The following is a 21,777-nucleotide window of genomic DNA, read 5'->3' as shown; positions in this document are numbered from 1 at the left end:
CGGTTCCTATTCGACAGTCACGGCGGTGCCCGAGGCGGACACCATCAGCATGTTGTTGATCACTTCATAGTCCAGATCGACGCCGACCACGGCATTGCCGCCCAGTTCGCGGGCGCGGTCCTGCATCTCGGACAAAGCGGTTTCGCGGGCCGAAGCCAGCGCGGTTTCGTAGGCGCCTGAACGGCCGCCCACAATATCGCGAATCCCGGCAAAAAGGTCACGGAAGATATTGGCACCGATGATGGTCTCGCCCGTCACCACGCCATGATAGGCACTGATACGACGGCCCTCGATGGTGGGAGTGGTGGTGACGATCATCCGACCGACCCCTCCAGCGAGATGGCGACCAGCGACTGCGCCTCCATGGCGAACTCCATCGGCAGGGCCTGCAGCACCTCGCGGCAGAAGCCGTTCACCACCAGCGCCACCGCCTCTTCTTCGTCCATGCCGCGCTGACGGCAATAGAAGAGCTGGTCATCATCGACCTTGGAGGTTGTCGCCTCATGTTCGACGCGCGACGAGGTGTTCTTGACCTCGATATAGGGCACGGTATGGGCACCGCATTTGTCGCCAATCAGCAAGCTGTCGCATTGCGTATAGTTGCGGCTGTTCGTTGCACGGGGGTGCATCGACACAAGGCCGCGGTAGGTGTTCTGCGCATGCCCGGCAGAAATCCCTTTGGAAACAATGCGTGAGCGGGTGTTCTTGCCAAGATGGATCATCTTGGTGCCGGTGTCAGCCTGCTGATGGTTGTTGGCAATTGCGATCGAGTAGAACTCACCCTGGCTTTCCTCGCCGCGCAGGATGCACGACGGATATTTCCAGGTGATGGCCGAGCCGGTCTCGACCTGCGTCCACATCACTTTGGCCCGCGCCTCGCGGCAGTCGGCACGCTTGGTGACAAAGTTATAGATGCCGCCCTTGCCTTCCTCGTCGCCAGGGAACCAGTTCTGGACAGTCGAGTATTTGACCTCGGCATCCTCCAGCACGACAATTTCGACCACGGCGGCGTGCAGCTGGGCAACGTCGCGCTTGGGCGCAGTGCAGCCTTCCAGATAGCTGACGTAAGAGCCCTTGTCGGCGATGATCAGCGTACGCTCAAACTGGCCGGTGTTTTCGGCATTGATGCGGAAATAGGTCGACAGTTCCATCGGGCAGCGCACGCCCGGCGGAACATAGACAAAGCTGCCGTCCGAAAAGACCGCCGAGTTCAGCGTCGCAAAAAAGTTGTCCGACTGGGGCACGACCGAGCCAAGATATTTGCGCACCAGTTCGGGATGTTCGCGGATCGCCTCGGAGATCGAGCAAAAGATCACGCCGGCCTTTGCCAGTTCGTCCTTGAAGGTGGTGCCCACGCTGACGCTGTCAAAGACCGCATCGACCGCAACCTGACGCGCCTCGGCCGGGGCGCCTTCGGCACCTTCGATCCCGGCAAGGATCATCTGCTCTTTCAGCGGGATGCCCAGCTTTTCATAGGTGGCAAGCAGCTTCGGATCGACCTCGTCCAGCGACCTGGGCTTGACCTCCATGCTTTTCGGGCGGGCGTAGTAATACTGATCCTGATAGTCGATCTCAGGATAGTTCAGCATCGCCCATTTGGGTTCGGTCATGGTCTGCCAGCGGCGGAAAGCCTGCAGGCGCCATTCCGTCATCCATTCGGGCTCTTCGTTCTTTTTCGAGATCAGCCGGACGATGTCCTCATTGATGCCCTTGGGGGCATATTCCATCTCGATTTCGGTATCCCAGCCGTATTTATAGGACCCCATGTTCTGCACGGTCTCGACGGTCTCGCGGTCTACGCCCTCGCGGATCTCGATTGCATCGCCGATCTGTTCAGTCATTTCAAACCCTTCCCGCGGTCGCCCGCCGATCATCCCTTTGCCGCCAGCGGTCATAAGCCGCAAGCCAGGCCTCTGCGAAACGCATCACGTCCCGAGCTTCCGTCGTCGGACCGATCGAGACGCGGATCGCATCACCCGCCAATTCCGGCGCGATTCCCATGGCGGTCAGGACCGAGCTTGGCCGGACCTTGCCGGAAGAACAGGCCGAGCCTGCCGAAACGGCAAATCCGGCCAGGTCCATCTGCATCACCTGCGTCTCTCCGCGCCATCCCGGCGTCAGAATCGACAATGTATTCGGCAGGCGACGGGCCTCGCGCCCCGGGAATGTAACCATTTCCGCCCGGGATTCCAGAGCAGCCATCAGGGAATCGCGTAAATGCGACACTTTTTCTCCGATTCCTTGATCCAGATCATTCTGGGCCGCTTTTGCCGCCGCCGCAAAGCCCATGATGCCGATCAGGTTCTCGGTTCCGGCGCGGCGGCCCTGCTCTTGTCCGCCGCCCTTGATGCGCGCCTCGATCTCGGTGCCGCGGCGGACGACCAGCGCGCCTGTTCCACGTGGTCCGCCAAGCTTGTGGGCCGATACAAAGCCCGCCTGAATGCCCAGCCAGTTAAAGGCGAAAGGCACCTTGCCAAAGGCCTGCGTCAGGTCGCTGACCGCCAGCCCGGCCGGCAGGTCCTGCAGAACGCCGGTTTCGGAATTGGCCATCTGCAGTGCCGCGCGGGAAGGATCGGACACCGTCACCAACCCCGCTGCGTCGGTATCAAGCACCGCCTGGCACCAGGCCAGAACCGCGGCATGTTCGACTGCAGAGCAGGCAAGCCCGCGCCCCGCCAACACCAGTGCAGCAGCCTCGGTCGCGCCCGAGGTAAAGATCACATCCGCCCCTTCGGCGCCAAGTGCCGCCGCGACATCCTCGCGCGCCTGCTCCAGCGCGGCCTTTGCCGCCCGCCCCTCGGCATGGACCGATGAGGGGTTGCCGACAATCTCCATCGCCGCCCGCATCGCCTCGCGCGTCTCGGGACGCAGCGGGGCGGTCGCATTCCAGTCCAGATAGACCCGCTCCATCACCGACCCGCCCCGACAAGCACATCGGCCATGCGCCCGGCCAGGCGGCGCCCGACATCGCCCTTGGACAGGCGCGGCCAGCTTTCTGCCCCCGCCTCCGAGATCAGGGTGATCGCATTCTCGGACCCGCCCATGATCCCGGTCGCCGGGGTGACGTCATTGGCAACGATCCAGTCACACCCCTTGCGCAGCCGCTTGCGGGTCGCGTTTTCCAACACATCGTCGGTTTCGGCGGCAAAGCCCACGACAAGCCGCGGCCTGCCCTGCTGCAACTGACTGATCCACGCCAGAATGTCGGGGTTTTCACTGAACTCCAGTGCCGGAGGCCGTCCAGATCCGTCCTTTTTGATCTTACCCGCCCCGGCATTGGCAACATGCCAGTCCGCCACGGCGGCGGCCATGACCGCCGCATCAGCGGGAAGAGCCGCCTCAACAGCGGCCCGCATCTCGCGCGCGGTCTGAACGGTGATGACCTCAACCCCCTCGGGCGGCGCGGTCTCGGCGGGACCCGTGATAAAGCTGACCCGCGCACCCAAATCGCGCAAGGCGGCAGCAATCGCGGTACCCTGCGCACCGCTTGAGCGGTTGGCGATATAGCGCACAGGGTCGATCGGCTCATGGGTCGGACCCGAGGTCACGATCACATGCTGCCCGCTCAGCCTTTGTGACGGCAGCGAGATTGCGGCTTCGGGTGGCAGGCGCAGGGGCTTTTGCCGACCAAGCGCAGCCCGGATCGCCTCAAGGATCGCCTCGGGCTCGGCCATGCGTCCGGGGCCAAATTCACCGCAGGCCATATCGCCGTCTTCCGGGCCGACAAAACGGATGCCGTCATTCTCTAGCGTCTCAAGATTGCGCTGGGTGGCCGGGTGCTGCCACATGCGCACATTCATTGCCGGGGCAGCCAGCACCGGCTTGTCGGTCGCCAGAAGCAGCGTCGAGGCCAGATCATCGGCCATGCCCGCCGCCATCCGCGCCAAAAGATTGGCAGTCGCGGGGGCGACCACGACCAGATCGGCAGCCCGCGACAGCTGAATATGGCCCATTTCGGATTCGCGCGTCAGGTCGAACAGCTCGGTATGGCAAGGGGCTTCGGCCAACGCCGAAAGCGTCAGCGGAGTGACGAATTCAGCGCCTGCCTTTGTCAGCACCGGGACGACCGAACCGCCCTCTCGCCGGATCATGCGGATCAACTGGGGAATCTTGAAGGCGGCGATTCCCCCGCCGACGATCAGCAATATGCGGCTGCCCTGCATGGTCGCCTCCTGTACCTTGATGGTTGCTTTGCACATAGGCGGATCAGGCGCGCACGACAAGCAAGCGACGACGTTAACTTAACATTAAGACCTGCCGGATTAGACCGTCCCGGATGTGACGCTGGGGGCGCTGATGGCGGCGATTGCATATACCGTTGCCTTCGACGGGACCGAGGCACGGCTGGTCGAGGTGCAATGCTCGGTCTCGCCCGGACTTCCGGGCTTCGGCATCGTCGGCCTGCCCGACAAATCAGTCAGCGAGGCCCGCGAGCGGGTCAAGGCCGCCTTCGGCGCGCTATCAATCGCCATGCCCTCGCGTCGGGTGACAGTGAACCTCTCACCCGCCGACCTGCCGAAAGAGGGTTCGCATTTTGACCTGCCCATCGCTCTTGCCGTGCTGGCGGCGCTGGAGATCGTGCCCGCCGACGCGTTAGAGCGCGTCGTCACCCTTGGCGAGCTCGCGCTGGACGGCCGCCTTGCGCCCATCGCGGGCGCCCTGCCCGCCGCCGTAGCAGCGGCCGAGGACAACCGCGCCTTGCTCGTCCCCCACCCTTGCGGCGCCGAAGCTGCCTGGGTCGATGCTGTACCTGTCTTTGCCCCGCACAACTTGCGTGAGGCGGTCGATCATCTAAGCGACCGTGCCCCACTTGGCCGCACCGCCGCAGGGGCGCTTGCCGAAACCGTTCATGACCTTGACCTGGCCGAGGTCAAAGGACAGGAGCGTGCGCGACGCGCCCTGGAAATCGCTGCTGCCGGGCGTCATCATCTGTTAATGGTGGGACCGCCCGGGGCCAGCAAATCCATGCTCGCCACCCGGTTACCCAGCATCCTGCCGCCCCTGACACCGCAAGAGGCACTGGAAACCTCGGTCATCCAATCAGTGGCCGGCTTACTGTCAGACGGTAAAATCTCACGTGCCGCGCCCTTCTGTCAGCCACATCACACCGCCTCCATGGCGGCGATGGTCGGTGGCGGACGCAATGCCCGGCCCGGGCAGGTCAGCCTTGCGCATAATGGCGTGCTGTTTCTCGACGAACTGCCCGAGTTTGAACGCCGGGTCATCGACGCCCTGCGCGAACCACTCGAAACCGGAGAGATCCATGTCTCTCGTGCCAACGCCCATATCCGCTACCCGGCGCGTTTTCTTCTGGTTGCCGCGGCGAATCCCTGCCGCTGCGGAGACATTGCCGATGCCGCTCGGGCTTGTTCAAAGGCGCCACGCTGCGGAGCAGATTACATGGGGCGGGTCTCGGGCCCGATGATGGATCGTTTCGATCTGCGCATCGAGATGCCTCAGGTCTCGATCGAGGACCTGTCCCTGCCTGCAACAGGCGAGAGCTCTGCCACAGTGGCGGAACGGGTCACCGCCGCGCGAGCCATGCAGACCAAACGCTTTGCTGGCCATCCCAAAGCGCGGGTGAACGCAGACGCATCAGGTCGCCTGCTAGAGGAAATCGCGCCGCTGGACCAGGATTGCCAGTCCTTACTGACCCTTGCAGCCAACCGGCTGGGCCTCACTCCGCGCGGCTATCACCGCATCCTGCGCAGTGCCCGGACCATTGCCGATCTGGATCAATCTGCTGAAATCCGCCAACCGCATTTGGCCGAAGCGCTTTCATATCGCCTGCCTTTCGGCCGCGCAGATTAACAGCCGGCGCTGTTTTTGCAGAAAACAAGAAGTAAGGGGAGAGGTGGTTTGATTAACCTGAACAGGTCCCCTGCATTTTCCAGGTGCTTTTCCGCCTCAGCTACCCCGCCACCGCTTCGGGCATTGGCGGTTTGAAGCAGGCCTGATCGGGAGGGTACCCTACGCCGCCCGCCACCGGGATGTATTCGCCACACGGATCGCGGCGCGCAATACTGCGCCCATGACTACCAGAAACTTTTGCGCAAAAACGGGTCAAGGTATCAATGAGTGACAAGGGCAACTGTTATGATAACCCGACCGTCGAGAGCTTCTTCAAGTCCCTGAAGGCAGAATTGGTCTGGAGGCGCACCCGGCGCGACGTCGAAATCGCCCTCTTCGGATACATCAATGGCTTCTACAACCCGCGGCGCAAACACTCAGCCCTCGGCTGGAAATCACCCGCGGCCTGCGAGCAGAGGGCCGCTTAACATGAGCACCTCACCGGAACAGAACCGGGGCAGGTTCAAGGTGCTCATGGGACATCATGTTACGTTTCAAGCTCATCCCTCATGCAGAGTGAACCTGAAACGCTAATGCCGGATCAGCAGAACTTCTCGCGTCCGCATATCTTAAAAATGCCGACGGGACGCAAACAGCCCGCAGTCACTCTGGCCCTTTCTCACCCAATCTCCGCTCGATCGCTTCCCAAATCAACGCTGCCGCATTGATCCCATCAAAGCGCTCCAGCTCTTGAATGCCGGTAGGAGAGGTCACGTTGATTTCGGTCAGCCAGCCATCAATAACGTCGATGCCAGTGAAAATCAGTCCCTTCTCGCGCAGAACCGGACCAATCCGGGTACAAATTTCATGCTCACGTTCCGTTAGTCCGATCTTTTCAGGACGACCGCCCACATGCATGTTTGACCGCGCCTCACCCGCTGCCGGAACGCGATTGATGGCTCCGACCGGCTCCCCGTCGACTAGAATGATACGCTTGTCCCCCTTGACCACGGCGGGCAGATATTTCTGCGCAATGATCGGCTCGCGGCTGTTGGCAAGGAAGGTCTCGACCAGAGAAGAAAGGTTCGGGTCATCCGGGCGCATATGAAAGATGCCGACCCCGCCGTTGCCATAGAGAGGCTTCAGGATGAAATCCCCATGCCGCTCGCGGAAGGCGCGGATCTGCTCAAGATCGCGGGTAATTAGAGTGGGGGGTGTCAGGTCAGGGAAATCAAGAACGAGCAGCTTTTCAGGGCAGTTGCGTACCCAGAACGGATCGTTGACTACATAGGTATCTGGATGCACACGTTCGAGAAGATGGGTTGTGGTGATATAACCCATATCGAAAGGCGGGTCCTGACGCAGCCAGACCACATCGAATTCCGCTAGATCGACATCGACCCAGTCGCCGAAAGTAACATGGTTCCCTAGCTCACGCCGCAGCGTGATGTGACGGCCGCGGGCCATGATCCGGCCTTCGCTATAGCTCAGCCGATCAGCGGTATATTGAAACAACCGGTGACCACGGACTTCAGCTTCAAGCCCGAGCCGGAAGGTGCTGTCGCCATTAATCGAGACATCCTCGATCGGGTCCATCTGCAGAGCCACATAGAGACTCATCTTATCAACTCCCGCCTGTTACGTGCAGGGTTGTCGCGCGCAAAGCAGAGCTTTGCAAGTCAATGCAGATCAGTTGGCACCAAAGGCGTTCTCGATTATCTCGACACGCCCGAACTGATCGACAAGCGCGGCATCAAACCTCATGGCGGTCAACAGCCCGGCAGGAAGGCGGCCGCAATATTCCAGCGCAGCATTACAGATGCGCGCGATCTGTCTGGCACCAAGCCTGAGCGCCGCCCAATCATGGCTGCGCGACTTCTTGACCTCGACAAAGATGTATTCGTCACCCTTGCTCAGGATCAGGTCGATTTCGCCGCTACGCCCGCGCCAGCGTTCAGACATGACCTGATAGCCGCTCTGAGAGTATTCCCGAGCCACCGCCTCTTCTGCAAGCCGGCCAGCGGAGCAGGAAACAGCACCGCGATGGGCATTCCAGCTCATCACCGCGGGGGCCTCCGTTTTAACCTTCTTCCTCATTCCCACTTTCGCCTTCCTTTCTCATTTCCACGGCCAGCGCATAAACCTCGCGCCGGGGCAGACCAAATCGGGTTGCCACCTCTGCAGCGGCCTGCTTGACCGGCAGTTTATCCAGAAGAGCACCCAAGGCGGAACGCAGGCTCGGTTCATCAGCTGCGACCGGCTCTGGCCGCCCGAACAGCACGACGACCTCACCGCGCAGCCCCTCATCAGGGATTCGCGCAAGCAGTTCCGCCGCAGTGCCGTGCATCACCTCTTCGAACTTCTTTGTCAGCTCTCTGCAAATCACCGTAGGACGATTCGCCTCACTCTCGCACAAGTTTTCCAACAATTGCTTAACGCGTCTGGGGCTTTCAAAGACGATCACGGTGGCATCGACCCCTTTCCAGCTTTCGATCCATTTGCGCCGCGCTCCTGCCGCCGCCGGAGGGAACCCGACAAAGAGAAACCTGTCGCTTGGCAGCCCCGACACCGAAAGCGCCGCGAGCGCGGCCGAAGGTCCGGGCAAAGCGCGGACCACAAAGCCCGCATCGGCGGCATCCCGCGCAAGGCGGTAGCCGGGATCGGCCACCAGCGGCGTGCCCGCATCCGAGGCATAGGCGACCGACTTTCCCTCGCTCAAAGCGGCAAGAATAGCTGGGCGCTGACGATCAGCGTTGTGATCGTGATAGGCGACAAGCCGGCGCCCGCGCAAAGGAATGCCGTGAATATCCAGCAAATGTCGTAGGTTACGCGTATCTTCTGCGGCAAGAACATCTGCCGCATTCAGCACATCGAGCGCCCTTAGCGTGATGTCCCGCGCCGCCCCGATGGGGGTGGCGACAAGATAAAGCCCGGGCCCGGGGCTTGCCGACGAGACGGTCAGGGACAGCGACCTCGCGCCCGTTCCTGCTGCATTGGCGCTGTATTCCATCGCCGCTTCCTTTCTCATTGCCGGGGCAAGTTGCCATGCCCGGAATATGGCAATAACCTGCCCGCAGCAAACCCCCAGCCTCGATCCAACAGGGAATCACGCCATGACCGTCCTGAAAACGATCCGCGGCGCCTTCGGCCTGCGCCGTCCGCTCGTGCGCATCGGAGCCGTCCTTTCCGCCCTGGTCCTAGCCGCTTGCGAACCGGTCGAGATGGGGGCCTCGGGCCCTCAGACCGGACAAGCCATTGATCCGTCGCAACCCGTCCCGGTTGCGCTGCTGGTGCCCGGCGGTACGGGCAGCGCAGATCTGGACTGGCTTGCCCGCTCGCTGACGAATTCGGCGAAAATGGCTGCGGCCGATGCGCGCGGGGCCACCATCGACCTGCGCATCTATAATGCAGGGTCCGAACCCGGAACCGCAGTTGCACAAGCCAATAAGGCCGTGGCCGAAGGGGCCAAGATCATCCTTGGCCCGTTGTTCGCCGACAGCGCCAATGCGGTTGGCAATGCCATGGCTCCACAGGGCATCAACGTGCTGTCTTTTTCCAACAACACCGACATTGCCGGCGGCAACGTCTTTGTGCTGGGCAATACCTTCGACAACGTCGCCGACCGCTTGGTCAAATACGGCGTTCGCAATGGCAAGCGCCGCATCCTGATGGTGGCCGAGGATGACGCTGCTGGTCAGGTCGGCGCCCGCGCCATCGAGCGCGCGATCCAACGAAACCGCGCGACGCTGGTCGGAACCGCCGTCCACCCGCTGTCAAAGCAGGGTATTGACGGCATCGTGCCGAACGTGGCCCAGGCGGCGCTGTCGGGCAATGTCGATGCGGTCTTTCTGACCGCAAACCAGGGCGCAGTCCTGCCCTATCTGACCGATAAGCTTGCCGATGCCGGCGTGACCTCGGCCAGCGTGCAGATGATGGGGCTGACGCGCTGGGATCAGCCTTCGGCCCGGCTGCAGCTGCGCGGCGTGCAGGGCGGCTGGTTCGCCATCCCCGATACGACGATGAAGGCGCAGTTCGACCAGCGTTACCGTGCCGCCTATGGTGAAACCCCGCATGAGCTGGGCTCGCTGGCCTATGACGGCGTTTCGGCCATCGCCGCGCTGGTACGGGCAGGCAAGCGCAATGCGCTGACCACCTCGGGCCTGACGCAAAACGCAGGTTTTGCCGGGGTTTCGGGCGCATTCCGCCTGCGGCGCGATGGCACCAACGAGCGTGCCTTGGCAGTCGCCACCGTCCGCGGCGGGCAGGTCGTCGTGCTGGATCCCGCTCCGCGCAGCTTTGGCGGCTTCGGGTTCTGATCTTGAACGCCAAGGATAGCGAGAATTTGCCGCAAAGCGCCCCGGCTCTGCCCGGGGCGCATTCACTGTTTGCGCCCGAGGTCTTTCTGCCCACGCTGGCCGGGGCGCTGCAGCACCTCTCGGAACCGCGCGAGATCAGGGCACGTACAGTTGCCATTCTGGCCGAGGCCCGCGCTGCGGCTCTGGCCGATATCGCCACAGGCTTTATGTCCCACCCGCGTGCCGCACGGGAAACCGTGCGCGCCATCGCCAGCCTGACCGACGCCACAGTCACGGCGATCCATCACGTCGCCACCACCATCCTGCACCCTTCGCAGAACCCCACCGATGCCGAGCGGTTGGCAATCCTTGCCATCGGCGGTTACGGTCGCGCCGAAATGGCCCCGCAATCCGATGTCGATCTGCTGTTTCTGACCCCGTGGAAAGTCAGCGGCTGGGCGGAAAGCGTCGTTGAATCGATGCTGTACATGCTGTGGGATCTGAAGCTGAAAATCGGCCAGTCCACGCGGTCGATCGACGATTGCCTGCGGTTAGGTGCAGGCGACATCACCATCCGCACCAGCCTGCTGGAACACCGGCTGATCTGCGGTCACGCCCCCGCCGCCGAGACCCTGCGCGACCGGCTGTGGTCCGAGCTTTTCGACAAGACCGTCCCTCAGTTCATCGAGGCCAAGCTGGCCGAGCGGGCCGAACGCCACCGCCGTCAGGGTGGCCAGCGCTACGTGCTTGAGCCGAACGTCAAAGAAGGCAAAGGCGGCCTGCGCGACCTGCAGACCCTGTACTGGATCGCCAAATACATCCACCGGGTCGACCGTGCGGTCGAACTGGTCGATCTGGGCTTTTTCACCCGTGAAGAGCATCTGACCTTCTGGCAGGCCGAGGATTTCCTTTGGGCCGTGCGCTGCCATCTGCATCTGATCGCCGGGCGTCCTCAGGATCAGCTGACCTTTGACATGCAGGTCGAGGTTGCCAGGCGCATGGGCTATCGCGACCTCGGCGGGCGCCGCGCGGTCGAGATCTTTATGCAGGACTATTTCCTGCACGCGACCAGGGTGGGTGAGCTGACACGGGTGTTCCTCGTCGCGCTGGAGGCACGCCACCTCTACAAAGCGCCGATCATGAACATGCTGTTTCAGCGTCGGCGCCGTGTCCGCACGGGCTTTCGCGTTGATCGCGGCCGGCTGACCTATGCCGATGAAAAGCAGTTCCTGTCCGATCCGCTGAATATTCTGCGGCTGTTTGAAGAGGCGTTAAGAACCGGCATCCTGATCCACCCCGACGCCATGCGCGCCGTGACCGCCAACCTGGACCGTATCGACGACAGTATGCGTTCGGACCCCGAGGCGGTGCGCATCTTCCTTGATCTCTTGCTGAAACATGGCAACCCCGAACGCTCGCTCAGGCGGATGAATGAACTGGGCGTACTGGCCGCCTTTATCCCCGAGTTCGCTCCGGTGGTGGCGATGATGCAGTTCAACGTCTATCACCATTACACGGTGGACGAGCACCTGATCCAATGCGTTGCCGCCCTTGCCGCCATCGAGCGCGGCGATGATGCCGAGGACCTGCCCGTGGTCAGCAAGATCATGAAGGGCAAGGTGAACCGGCGGGTGATCTATCTGGCGGTGCTGTTGCATGACATCGGCAAGGGCCGGACCGAGGATCACTCGATCCTTGGCGCACGCCTTGCCCGGCGTGTCTGCACCCGTTTCGGCCTGCCTGCGGATGAGATCGAGACCATCGAATGGCTGATCCGCAACCACTTGCTGATGTCGGATGTGGCGCAGAAACGCGACATTGCCGATCCGCGTACGCTGCGGGACTTTGCCAAGGCGGTCAAGACCACCAAGCGGCTGGATATGCTGCTGGTGCTGACGGTTTGCGATATCCGCGGCGTCGGCCCCGGCACCTGGAATAACTGGAAAGCGATGCTGCTGCGCAAGCTGCATCAGGAAACCGAACGCGGGCTGGAAAACGGCCTCGAAGAGCTGAACCGCGACAAGCGCATCGGCGAGGCCAAACGCTCGCTGCGCCATCTGCTGGCCGCCAAGGGGTGGGAGCCGAAAGAGATCAAGGCAGAGCTGGCCCGCCATTACGACAACTACTGGCCCGGGCTGCCGACCGATACGCATTACGTCTTTGCCGAGATGCTCAAAGATCTGGGCGACGACGAGATCCGCACCGACCTGCATCCCGACACCGACCGCGACGCAACCCGGGCCGCATTTGTGCTGGCCGACCATCCGGGGATCTTTTCGCGTATGGCCGGGGCTCTGGCGCTGGTTGGCGCGAATATTGTCGACGCGCGCACCTATACCACCAAGGACGGTTTTGCGACGGCGGTGTTCTGGCTGCAGGACGCGGACGGCCATCCCTATGCGTCCGACCGCCTGCCCCGCCTGCGCGCCATGATCCAGCGCACGCTGAAGGGCGAGATCGTCGCGCGTGAGGCGCTGGCCGGCCGCGACAAGCCGAAAAAGCGCGAATCCGCATTTCGCTTCCCGACCCATATCACCTTCGATAACGAGGCATCGGACGTCTATACGGTGATCGAGGTCGATACCCGCGACCGTCCCGGCCTGCTATACGACCTGACCCGGACGCTGGCCGACAATCACATCCAGATCGCCAGCGCGGTTATCGCGACCTTTGGGGCGCAGGTGGTGGACACCTTCTATGTCAAGGACATGTTCGGACTGAAACTGCATCAGCAGAACCGCCGCGAGGCGCTGGAGAAAAAGCTGCGTCAGGCGATCAAGGACGGGGCCGAGCGCGCCGAACGGGCCGAGCGCCCCCTGGGCCGGACGTTCTAAGGGACAAGGGATGCAACCGATCAGACTTATTCGCGGCTTTCTCTCGGTCGGCGCGTGGACGCTGGCAAGCCGCATCGTCGGCTTTGTCCGCGATGTGATGATCGCCGCCTATCTGGGCACCGGCCCGATAGCGCAGGCCTATATCGTCGCCTTCACCCTGCCCAATATGTTCCGCCGCTTTTTCGCCGAGGGCGCATTTAACACCGCTTTCGTGCCTATGTTCGCCAAGCGGCTGGAAAGCAACGACAACCCGCGCGGCTTTGCCGAAGAGGCGTTCTCGGGGCTCTTTACAGTCGTGCTGGCGGTGTCGCTGATCGCGCATCTGGTGATGCCGTGGCTTGTACTTATGCAGGCAGCGGGCTTTCAGGGGGACGAGCGGTTCGAACTTGCGGTAATCTATGGCCGCATCTGCTTTCCCTATATTCTGTTTATCTCGCTGACGGCGCTGCTGTCGGGGTTGCTGAATGCGGGAGGGCGCTTCATGGCCGCCGCCGCCGCGCCGGTGCTGATGAACCTTATCCTGATTGCGGCGATGCTTCTGGCCGACTGGCGCGGCTGGGATATGGGGCAGGCGATGGCATGGTCAACGCCGGTCTCGGGGCTGGCGCAGCTTTTCACCGTCTGGTGGGCGGCCAGGCGCATGGGCTTTCCGCTGCGCCTGCGCAGGCCAAGGCTTTCGCCCGATATGCGCCGCCTGCTGGCTATCGCCGCACCCGCCGTCCTTGCGGGGGGGGTGGTGCAGGTCAACCTGCTTGTCGGGCGGCAGGTGGGTTCATTCTTTGACGGGGCGATTGCCTGGCTGACCAATGCCGACCGGCTGTATCAACTGCCGTTGGGGGTGGTCGGTATCGCTATCGGGATCGTGCTGCTGCCCGATATCTCGCGACGGCTAAAGGCCGGGGACACGGATGGTGGCCGTCATGCCTATAACCGCGCCGCCGAATTCGCGCTGTTTCTGACCGTGCCCGCCGCCGTGGCGCTGGTGGTCGCGGCCGAGCCGCTGATCTCGGTCCTGTTCCAGCGCGGCGCCTTTCTTGCCGCTGATGTCGGGCCGACAGCGCTGGCGCTGGCAATCTATGGGCTGGGTCTGCCTGCGTTTGTCCTGCAAAAAGTGCTGCAACCGCTGTATTTCGCGCGAGAAGATACGCGCACGCCCTTTCGCTTTGCCATCTGGTCGATGATCGTCAATGCGGTGGCAGCGCTGGGGCTTGCCCCTTTTATCGGCTTTTCTGCAGCCGCGCTTGGCACGACTATCGCTGGCTGGACCATGGCCGCACAGCTTTGGCGCGGGACCAGAGCCTTTGGCGAGGCGACCCAGCTTGACGCGCGCTTTCGCCATCGCCTGCCCCGCATCTGCGCCGCCTCTGTGGTGATGGGCGCGGTGATCTGGGGGCTGATGCTGGTATTCGAAGAGGCGTTGCATACCCCCGGCACGCGCTATCTGGCGCTGGCCGCGCTGGTCTTTGGCGGAATAGCAACCTATGGCGCTGCGGCGATGGCCCTTGGGGCTTTCCGTCCCTCGGACCTGCGCGCAGGCTTCCGGCGTCAGCGTTGACGGATCTGGCGCATCACGCGCCCGATCCCGCCCGGGATCAGCACAAAGGACAGCAGGAACCCGCAGCCAAAGCCCGCGATCTCGGCGATCCAGGTCATGCTGCCGTCCTGAAACAGGATGGCAAAGACCAGCTGAAAGGCCAGCAGCATCCCGATCAGCGTAAACGCACGCAACCGGTTCGCGTTCTCTTGCCCAAGCCGGGTCCAAAGCAGAAAGGTGAATGCACCGACAAAGCCATAGACCGCCGGATAGCCCCCGATCAGCGCCTGAAAGCGGAACTGCGGCAAAAGCGCATCCGCCAGCGTATAGACCAGTGCTCCACCAATCGCCGAGCCAAAGAACAGCGCCAGAACCGCCCATGCGCGGAACTGATGCGCGATCAGGTTCCCCAGCGCGAGTGTAAAGACGATCACAAACAGCGCATGCGTCAGTGACAGATGCACAAAGGGATAAGTGACGATGCGCCAGCTTTCATCAAGGAAAAAGGTCCGCAGCTGCCACTGGCGCACCAGCAGGTCGGGAATAAAGGCAACGCGTTCGACTGCCAGCTGGCGCATGGCCAATCCCATGCCTTGCGCGCCTCCTCCTACAAAGCCAAGCTTTGCCAGACCGAACACAGCCTCGCAGGCGATCATCGGCAGGGCAAGTACCCAGACCACGGCGGGCACGGGATTCAGGGGCGATTCATCGTAACCGGGGCGCATCGTGGTTCCTCTGTGGTGGGCGGTTGCGCCCGGACTGGTCAAGGGGTAAGCCAGCGACCGGGAATTTCCAAGCAGGTAGTGCCATGACCACGAGCTTCGCTCCGCGCATCTTTTCCGGCATCCAGCCCTCGGGCGGGTTGACGCTGGGCAATTACCTTGGCGCGCTGAAACGCTTTGCCGATTATCAGGGCCAAGGGGCCGAGACGATCTATTGCGTCGTCGACCTGCATGCGATCACCGTCTGGCAAGACCCCGAAAAGCTGCGCCACAACACCCGCGAGGTCGCGGCGGCCTTTATGGCTGCGGGTGTCGATCCTTCGGTGTCGGTCCTGTTCAACCAGAGCCAGGTCAGCCAGCATGCCGAGCTTGCCTGGCTTTTCAACTGCGTCGCGCGCATCGGCTGGATGTACCGGATGACGCAGTTCAAGGACAAAGCCGGCAAGAACAGCGAAAACTCCAGCCTTGGGTTGCTTGCCTATCCTTCGTTGATGGCCGCCGACATTCTGGCCTATCACGCGACCGCCGTCCCGGTGGGCGAGGATCAGAAGCAGCATCTTGAGCTGACCCGCGATATCGCCGCCAAGTTCAACCATGACTATGGCGTGAACTTTTTCCCGATCACCGAACCGCTGATCGAAGGAACCGCGACCCGGGTGATGAGCCTGCGCGACGGCAGCAGGAAAATGTCGAAATCCGATCCTTCGGACGCAAGCCGCATCAACCTGACAGACGATGCCGACGCCATCGCGCAAAAGATCCGCAAGGCGCGGACCGATGCCGACCCCCTGCCCGGCTCGATGGAAGGGCTCAAGGACCGGCCCGAGGCCCGCAACCTCGTCAATATCTATGCCGCGCTGACTGGTGAAACCGGCGATCAGGTGCTGGCACGGTTCGAGGGTCAGGGCTTTGGTGCGTTCAAACCGGCGCTCGCCGACGTGGCGGTGACCGCTCTCGCGCCTATCACCAGGCGGATGACCGAGTTCATGGCCGACCCGGCCGAGATCGACCGCATCCTTGGCCGCGGCTCGGAAAAGGCTGCCGCAATCTCCGCCCCGATCATTGAGCGTACCAAGGAAATCATGGGTATGATCCGCTCACGCTGAGCGGGTCCCGGCGCTCGACGAATGGACCAATGACTTCCCGGCAGGATGGGCTATGCTTCCCCAACCTGCCGCAGAATGGGAAAGACCATGCCTGACCAGCTGTCGCGGATGCTTGGTGAACGCTCCTGGCTACTGGCCGACGGGGCGACCGGCACCAATCTCTATAATATGGGGTTGGCACCGGGACAGGCGCCCGATCTCTGGTGCGAAACCCATCCCGACAAGGTGCGTGAACTGCACCGCCAGATGATCGCCTCGGGTGCGGATATCATCCTGACAAACAGCTTCGGCGCCAATGCCAGCCGCCTGCGGCTGGCCCGTGCCGAGTCGCGGGTCACCGAACTGAACCGCGCCGCCGCCCGCCTTGCCCGCGAAGCAGCAGCCGAGGTCGGTCGCGCCGTGATCGTCGCCGGCTCGATCGGCCCGATTGGTGAGATCATGACCCCCATGGGCCGGCTGACCGAGGCAGAGGCGACGACGATGTTCACCGAACAGGCGCAGGCGCTGAAAGAGGGCGGCGCCGATGTGCTGTGGATCGAAACCGTTAGCGCCGCCGAGGAAATGCGCGCCGCAGCAAGGGCCGCGCAGACCGTCAACATGCCCTGGTGCGGGATGATGAGCTTTGAGCCCGGCGGACGCAGCATGATGGGGGTGACGCCTCCACAGCTTGCCTCGCTGATCGACCGGCTGCCTCATCCACCTCTGGCCTATGGTGCCAATTGCGGCACCGGCCCGGCCGAGCTTTTGCTGGCCGTGGCAGGCTTTGCCGCCTCGGGCAATGAACGGCCGCTGATCGCCAAGCCTAACGCCGGTGTGCCGCGCTATCAGGATGGCGGGCTGATCTATGATGCGACGCCTGAGGTGATGGCCGAATTCGCCATCCTGGCACGCGATCTGGGCGTGCGCATCATCGGCGGCTGCTGTGGCACCACGCCCGGCCACCTGAAGGCGATGCGCGATGCGCTGGTCAGCGCGCCGCGCGGCCCGCGCCCCACCCCAGAACGGATATCGGCCCGCATCGCCGAAGTCATGGGACCGGGCGAATAATCAAAACAATGAAAGCTGGTCCCCCGCCCGCGGCGGAGGCCCGAACCGGCTGCAATCCAGCACCTCTGCCTCACGCTGCAGGCCCAGCCGTTTGCGCGCCAGGCGAAAGCGTTGGTGCAGCAGATCGGCCTCATGCCCCTCGCCGCGCATACGGCTGCCAAAGCGCGGATCATTGTCGCGCCCACCCCGCATCGCCTGCACCCGCGACATGACATGCGCAGCCTTGCCGGGATGGTGGCGCTGAAGCCAGTCCCTAAAAAGCGGTGCCACCTCAAGCGGCAGACGCAAGGGGATCATGCTGGCAGCGGTCGCCCCGGCATCAAGGGCAGCCTGCATGATATATTCAAGCTCATGTTCAGTCAGCACAGGGATTACCGGGGCGACCATGACCCGCACCGGCACCCCCGCCTGAGCAAGCTCTCGGATCATGCGCAAACGGGTCTGGGGCGTGGGTGCGCGCGGCTCCATCTGTCGGGCCAGGTCAGGGTCAAGCGTTGTCAGGGATACCCCGACCATAACCTGCTTTCTGGCCGCCATCCCTGAAAGCAGGTCCAGATCACGCAGAACCGTGGCCCCGCGGGTCACAAGGCTGAACGGATGGTTCCAGTCATGCAGAACCTGCAGGCAGCCGCGCATGATGCCAAGCCGTGCCTCGATCGGCTGATAAGGGTCGGTATTGGTGCCAAAACCGATGGGTGCGACAGCGTAGCCCCGCCGCCCGATCTCGGCTTGCAGAAGTTCGGGCGCATTGGGCTTGGCGACGATCTTTGTTTCAAAATCCAACCCCGGAGACAGGCCAAGATAGGCGTGGCTCGGGCGGGCAAAGCAATAGATGCAGCCATGTTCGCAACCGCGATATGGGTTAACCGAGCGATCAAAGGGAATATCGGGCGAGTTGTTGCGATTGAGGATCGAGCGTGCCCGTTCATGCTCAATCTCGGTGCGCAAAAGGCCCTGCTCTTCGCCGATATCCCAGCCGTCATGCTCGCGCACACGCTGATAGGGCTCGAACCGCGCAGCAGGGCGCGAGTCAGCGCCGCGGGCGCGCAGAATCTCGTCAGGGTTCCGGGGTGGCAGACTCATGCTCCAGGAATGGAACATTTAGGGAACATTTTCCAGAACGAAGCCGTCAGAGATCAAAATTTGTGCAATTGCCCGGGCTTTACCGGCAAGAAAGCCAGCAATGCATGAACTGGGGCTTTTCGCCGGCTACCGCGCGGCCCATATTGAAGGGAATGGAGGATATCATGCCCTTGCCGCATTTCCTGATCATGATCCTTGCAGTCATCCTGACCGGAGGGCTGACGATCTGGGCGGCAAGCGCAGCGGGTGTTCCGCTATTTGCACTGGGTCTGCTGGTTTTGCTGGCGGCGGCCATCGCCCATCTTTCAACGCACGATCACCGCAGCTGATCGGCACCGGGTATTTCAGTCCGGCGCATCTCCCCCGCCCTTGCAGCGGATCGGGGGGGAGGAGGCAGCGGATGCCGCTGCCCCGATCTCACGTCATGCAGCGGCGCAGCCCTGCTTTTCGGCGCAGTCCTTGACCGAGGCAAGGGCCGCTTCTTCGGTCCAGGCACGTCCACCTGCAGCCGGATCATCTAGCATCGTCCAGACCCAGGCAGCAACGCCGGGCTCTTGCGGATTGTGGCTGATACGTCCCACGGGCACATCATTGCGGCAGATCGTCCAGTCACCAGAAACGGGCTTTCCGTCAACCACGGTTTGAATACGTGTCCACATGCGAGATCCCTCTCTTGTCTTTGGTTGATCGCCCTGCATGGCCGCAAAAAGCGGAAGATCCATGCGCGCGGACGACAGTCGCTGCGCCGCGCATTAGCGAGCGGCGCAAGACAGGTCTGGATGTCATCACGCAAACCTGACGGGCCGTTTTAACCGGCGTAGCCCGGAACTGCAATCTCCAGACCGCTAAAATGCCGGGTAAATAGGGCATCCGGCCCGTGTGACCGCGACAGATGTGCAGATGAAATCCGCATAAAGACAGGGCGTTGCACCGCCCCGCCCTATTCCGAGAGCAGCTCGGTATCCCAGTAAAGAAAATCCATCCAGCTTTCGTGCAGATGGTTCGGCGGGAAGCGTCGGCCGATAGCGTGCATCTCTTCCGGCGTGGGCCGACACGGCGGGCGACGCAGACGCATGCCCGAGTTTTTCAGCGATTTATTCGCCTTTTTCAGATTACAGGGCGAACAGGCAGCGACGACATTTTCCCAGCTGGTGATTCCCCCGCGCGAACGCGGCACCACATGGTCAAAGGTCAGCTCGCCCCGCGCACCGCAGTACTGGCAGCAGAACTCGTCCCTTAAGAAAAGATTAAAGCGCGTGAAGGCCACGCGCTTTTGGGGTTTGATGTAATCTTTCAGTACCACAACCGAGGGAATGCGTATGCTATAGCGTTGGCTTCGCACCACCTCGTCATATTCGGCGATTATCTGGACCCGGTCTAGAAACACCGCCTTGATCGCCTCCTGCCAGGGCCACAGGGACAGCGGGTAGTAGCTGAGTGGCCTGAAGTCCGCGTTAAGCACAAGTGCGGGATGGTGGCGCAAACTGGATGGCTCGCGCACGAATTGGGTTCGAAAGTCGCTGTTATCGTCCAGCATCGGCCCTCGCTTCGCCTTGCCCAGGACGGGTCAGAACATGGCTCCGACTATATATCGCGGCTCCGGGCTGACAAGTCCCTGAATATATGCCCTGCATCAAATAGCCGCGCGGCGTGACAGGGGCATGACAATCATCAGTGCGGCGATGCGATCTTCATCAACACCAGCCCCGCAAGGATCAAGACTGCCGCGACAAGACGCAGCGCATCGGCCGGCTCGCCAAGGACAAGAACCCCCAGCACAAAGGTCCCCACCGCGCCGATTCCGGTCCAGATGACATAAGCGGTGCCAAGCGGCAGCACCTTCATCGACAGCGACAGGAACCAGACGCTCGCGACCATGGCTACAAGCGTGATTGCCGTGGGCCAAAGCCGGGTAAAGCCCTCGGACTGTTTCATGGCAAGCGCCCAGACGATCTCTAAAAGCCCGGCCACGCCAAGATAGATCCATGCCATCGCTGTCTCCTGTTCAGGCGCGCAGGCTGCGGCAGCAACGGGCCAAGGTCAAGCTGGGCTGGCCCCAGGGTCGGATTGCTGGCAGGATGGGCCCATGTCTATACCGCCCAAACTGATCGGCACGCTGGAATCGGCCCTTTATGCCGAGGACCTGGACGAGGCCGCCCGCTTCTGGACCGGGATCATTGGCTTGCCCGAAATAGCCCGCGTTCCCGGTCGCCATGTGTTCTTTCGCTGCGGCACTCAGGTGCTATTGGTTTTTCGCGCCAGCGCCACGCGCGTCCCGCCCAAAGCCGATGCCCGCCTGCCCGTTCCGCCGCATGGCAGCGAAGGGCCGGGCCATTTCTGCATAGGGGCCGCGCCAGAGACTCTGGACACCTGGCGCACGCATCTGGAGGCAAGCGGTGTCGAGGTTGAGGCAGATTTTATCTGGCCTCAGGGCGGCAGGTCGCTGTATTTCCGAGATCCTGCCGGCAATTCGATCGAGATAGCCGACCCGGCGATCTGGAACTCTGACGCCCAGCCCTGACTTAGCGGCGTCTGGCGCGTGCCGCGACAGCCTGCGGCTGCGGCGCCCGGAGACGCAGGGCAACCATGCCAGCCGAAACCATGGCGATAGCGGTCATCCAGATCAGGGTCATGTGGCTTCTCCTCGTCTCTCTCATATCAACGTAGGGAAGGAAGAGGGTTACGCAAGAGCAGAATCGCACCAGATGCTATTCCGTGGCGGCAAACCGCTCTTTCAGGAAGGCCAGCGCCACCGACAGCCCATCGGGCGAGATGCCGTGCCCGGTTCCCTTCATCACATGGCCATACACGGTAAACCCGGCCTTTTGCAGCGCCTCACCGGCGACGCTCATGCTTTCGAACGGAACCACCGGGTCCTGATCGCCATGGACAAGCAGAATCGGGGGCCTGACGCGGGCCGCAACATTCTCGGGGTCAAGCAGACGGCCAGAAAAGCCGACAACGCCGGCAATCTCTTCCTCGCGCTGCGGCGCGACGGCCAGCGCCATCATCGTACCCTGCGAAAAGCCGACCACGGCCAGACGGCTTGCAGGCAGCCCCTCATCCGTCAGAACTTTGTCCAGAAAGGCATTGATGTCATTAAAAGATTGCGTGGCCGAAGAGCGCGCCTGCTCTTCGGATGAGCCATCCATCCACGGGATCGGAAACCACTGATAGCCCATGGGATTGTTGACACAACGCTCGGGCGCGTTCGGGGCGTAGAATGCCGCACCCGGCAGATGCGGCGCCAGAGGATCGGCAAGGCCCAGCAGGTCGGCACCATCAGCGCCATAGCCATGCAGGAACACCACCACTGAATCGGCCTTGGCAGGGCCTTTGCGTTCGGATTTCAACTCGCGCAGCATC

The 21,777-nt window shown here is 62.4% G+C and carries 21 protein-coding genes and 1 pseudogene; 9 read left to right on the top strand and 13 right to left on the bottom strand.

The window, feature by feature from the left end:
* Positions 1–6 precede the first annotated feature (6 nt).
* From F8A10_RS04575 to coaBC, 4 genes are read right to left on the bottom strand one after another with little or no spacing between them, the layout of a single operon-like run.
* Positions 7–318 carry a heavy metal-binding domain-containing protein gene (locus F8A10_RS04575; protein ID WP_010395189.1) on the bottom strand — a complete coding sequence of 104 codons (312 nt, stop codon included), beginning with the start codon at positions 316–318 and terminating at the stop codon, positions 7–9.
* Positions 315–1,841 carry a Fe-S cluster assembly protein SufB gene (gene sufB, locus F8A10_RS04570; protein ID WP_152366804.1) on the bottom strand — a complete coding sequence of 509 codons (1,527 nt, stop codon included), beginning with the start codon at positions 1,839–1,841 and terminating at the stop codon, positions 315–317. Before sufB ends, F8A10_RS04575 begins: the two co-directional genes overlap by 4 nt.
* 1 nt (position 1,842) lies before the next feature.
* Positions 1,843–2,910: a cysteine desulfurase family protein gene (locus tag F8A10_RS04565; protein ID WP_152366803.1), complete on the bottom strand. Its 1,068-nt coding sequence runs from the start codon at positions 2,908–2,910 to the stop codon at positions 1,843–1,845.
* On the bottom strand, positions 2,910–4,163 hold the full coding sequence (gene coaBC, locus F8A10_RS04560; protein WP_152366802.1) for a bifunctional phosphopantothenoylcysteine decarboxylase/phosphopantothenate--cysteine ligase CoaBC: 1,254 nt from the start codon (positions 4,161–4,163) through the stop codon (positions 2,910–2,912). The genes F8A10_RS04565 and coaBC overlap by 1 nt, the downstream gene beginning before the upstream one ends.
* A 133-nt stretch (positions 4,164–4,296) precedes the next feature.
* On the opposite strand from coaBC, the gene F8A10_RS04555 reads away from it, so the two are divergent.
* Both F8A10_RS04555 and F8A10_RS04550 read left to right on the top strand, forming a co-directional pair.
* Complete coding sequence (locus F8A10_RS04555; RefSeq protein ID WP_152366801.1) at positions 4,297–5,811, top strand: YifB family Mg chelatase-like AAA ATPase; 1,515 nt, start codon at positions 4,297–4,299, stop codon at positions 5,809–5,811.
* Between the two features lie 162 nt (positions 5,812–5,973).
* Positions 5,974–6,278: pseudogene (locus tag F8A10_RS04550) on the top strand (integrase core domain-containing protein); the annotation flags it as partial.
* A 175-nt stretch (positions 6,279–6,453) separates the two neighbouring features.
* Here F8A10_RS04550 and gshB read toward each other — a convergent pair.
* The 3 genes from gshB to rsmI all read right to left on the bottom strand — a co-directional run bounded on the left by gshB (position 6,454) and on the right by rsmI (position 8,800).
* Positions 6,454–7,410: a glutathione synthase gene (gene gshB, locus F8A10_RS04545; protein ID WP_010395202.1), complete on the bottom strand. Its 957-nt coding sequence runs from the start codon at positions 7,408–7,410 to the stop codon at positions 6,454–6,456.
* Between the two features lie 69 nt (positions 7,411–7,479).
* A complete protein-coding gene (locus F8A10_RS04540) occupies positions 7,480–7,851 on the bottom strand; it encodes a YraN family protein (protein WP_176224544.1) in 372 nt (123 codons plus the stop codon).
* Positions 7,852–7,870: 19 nt separating this feature from the next.
* The gene (gene rsmI, locus F8A10_RS04535; RefSeq protein WP_152366800.1) at positions 7,871–8,800 is read right to left on the bottom strand and encodes a 16S rRNA (cytidine(1402)-2'-O)-methyltransferase; all 930 of its coding nucleotides are present in this window, start codon (positions 8,798–8,800) and stop codon (positions 7,871–7,873) included.
* Between the two features lie 103 nt (positions 8,801–8,903).
* On the opposite strand from rsmI, the gene F8A10_RS04530 reads away from it, so the two are divergent.
* From F8A10_RS04530 to murJ, 3 genes are all read left to right on the top strand, one after another.
* Positions 8,904–10,106: a penicillin-binding protein activator gene (locus F8A10_RS04530; RefSeq protein WP_010395207.1), complete on the top strand. Its 1,203-nt coding sequence runs from the start codon at positions 8,904–8,906 to the stop codon at positions 10,104–10,106.
* Between the two features lie 65 nt (positions 10,107–10,171).
* On the top strand, positions 10,172–12,919 hold the full coding sequence (locus tag F8A10_RS04525) for a [protein-PII] uridylyltransferase (protein WP_406611653.1): 2,748 nt from the start codon (positions 10,172–10,174) through the stop codon (positions 12,917–12,919).
* A gap of 10 nt (positions 12,920–12,929) precedes the next feature.
* Entirely contained in the window at positions 12,930–14,474 is a 1,545-nt protein-coding gene (murJ, locus tag F8A10_RS04520; protein WP_152366799.1) for a murein biosynthesis integral membrane protein MurJ, read from the top strand.
* Here murJ and F8A10_RS04515 read toward each other — a convergent pair.
* Positions 14,465–15,178 carry a rhomboid family intramembrane serine protease gene (locus F8A10_RS04515; RefSeq protein WP_010395214.1) on the bottom strand — a complete coding sequence of 238 codons (714 nt, stop codon included), beginning with the start codon at positions 15,176–15,178 and terminating at the stop codon, positions 14,465–14,467. The two genes, murJ and F8A10_RS04515, sit on opposite strands and share 10 nt — an antisense overlap.
* Positions 15,179–15,261: 83 nt before the next feature.
* On the opposite strand from F8A10_RS04515, the gene trpS reads away from it, so the two are divergent.
* Both trpS and bmt read left to right on the top strand, forming a co-directional pair.
* Entirely contained in the window at positions 15,262–16,281 is a 1,020-nt protein-coding gene (gene trpS, locus F8A10_RS04510) for a tryptophan--tRNA ligase (protein WP_010395218.1), read from the top strand.
* A gap of 87 nt (positions 16,282–16,368) precedes the next feature.
* Positions 16,369–17,328: a betaine--homocysteine S-methyltransferase gene (gene bmt / locus F8A10_RS04505; RefSeq protein ID WP_152366798.1), complete on the top strand. Its 960-nt coding sequence runs from the start codon at positions 16,369–16,371 to the stop codon at positions 17,326–17,328.
* Here bmt and F8A10_RS04500 read toward each other — a convergent pair whose 3' ends face one another.
* On the bottom strand, positions 17,329–18,411 hold the full coding sequence (locus tag F8A10_RS04500; protein ID WP_152367330.1) for a PA0069 family radical SAM protein: 1,083 nt from the start codon (positions 18,409–18,411) through the stop codon (positions 17,329–17,331). It abuts the gene before it with no gap.
* Between the two features lie 164 nt (positions 18,412–18,575).
* Here F8A10_RS04500 and F8A10_RS04495 point away from each other — a divergent pair, with 164 nt between their 5' ends.
* On the top strand, positions 18,576–18,740 hold the full coding sequence (locus tag F8A10_RS04495) for a hypothetical protein (RefSeq protein WP_192826986.1): 165 nt from the start codon (positions 18,576–18,578) through the stop codon (positions 18,738–18,740).
* 93 nt (positions 18,741–18,833) lie between these two features.
* On the opposite strand, the gene F8A10_RS04490 is transcribed toward F8A10_RS04495, so the two are convergent.
* The 3 genes from F8A10_RS04490 to F8A10_RS04480 form a co-directional block, all read right to left on the bottom strand.
* Positions 18,834–19,070 (bottom strand): hypothetical protein, encoded by a 237-nt coding sequence (locus tag F8A10_RS04490; RefSeq protein WP_010395224.1) that lies wholly within the window; start codon positions 19,068–19,070, stop codon positions 18,834–18,836.
* Positions 19,071–19,351: 281 nt separating this feature from the next.
* Complete coding sequence (locus tag F8A10_RS04485) at positions 19,352–19,948, bottom strand: HNH endonuclease (protein ID WP_010395226.1); 597 nt, start codon at positions 19,946–19,948, stop codon at positions 19,352–19,354.
* A gap of 134 nt (positions 19,949–20,082) precedes the next feature.
* Entirely contained in the window at positions 20,083–20,403 is a 321-nt protein-coding gene (locus tag F8A10_RS04480) for a DMT family transporter (RefSeq protein WP_085502238.1), read from the bottom strand.
* Positions 20,404–20,497: 94 nt separating this feature from the next.
* Here F8A10_RS04480 and F8A10_RS04475 point away from each other — a divergent pair, with 94 nt between their 5' ends.
* Positions 20,498–20,932 (top strand): VOC family protein, encoded by a 435-nt coding sequence (locus tag F8A10_RS04475; RefSeq protein ID WP_010395231.1) that lies wholly within the window; start codon positions 20,498–20,500, stop codon positions 20,930–20,932.
* A gap of 187 nt (positions 20,933–21,119) precedes the next feature.
* Here the strand turns inward: F8A10_RS04475 and F8A10_RS04470 are convergent, their stop codons facing one another.
* Positions 21,120–21,776, bottom strand: a complete 657-nt coding sequence (locus tag F8A10_RS04470) for an alpha/beta hydrolase (protein ID WP_010395238.1) — start codon at positions 21,774–21,776, stop codon at positions 21,120–21,122.
* Position 21,777 lies beyond the last annotated feature (1 nt).

The sequence above is a fragment of the Paracoccus kondratievae genome (assembly GCF_009301415.1).
GTDB classification, from domain to species: Bacteria; Pseudomonadota; Alphaproteobacteria; order Rhodobacterales; family Rhodobacteraceae; genus Paracoccus; species Paracoccus kondratievae.
This window is presented reverse-complemented; position numbering and strand designations above follow the sequence as displayed.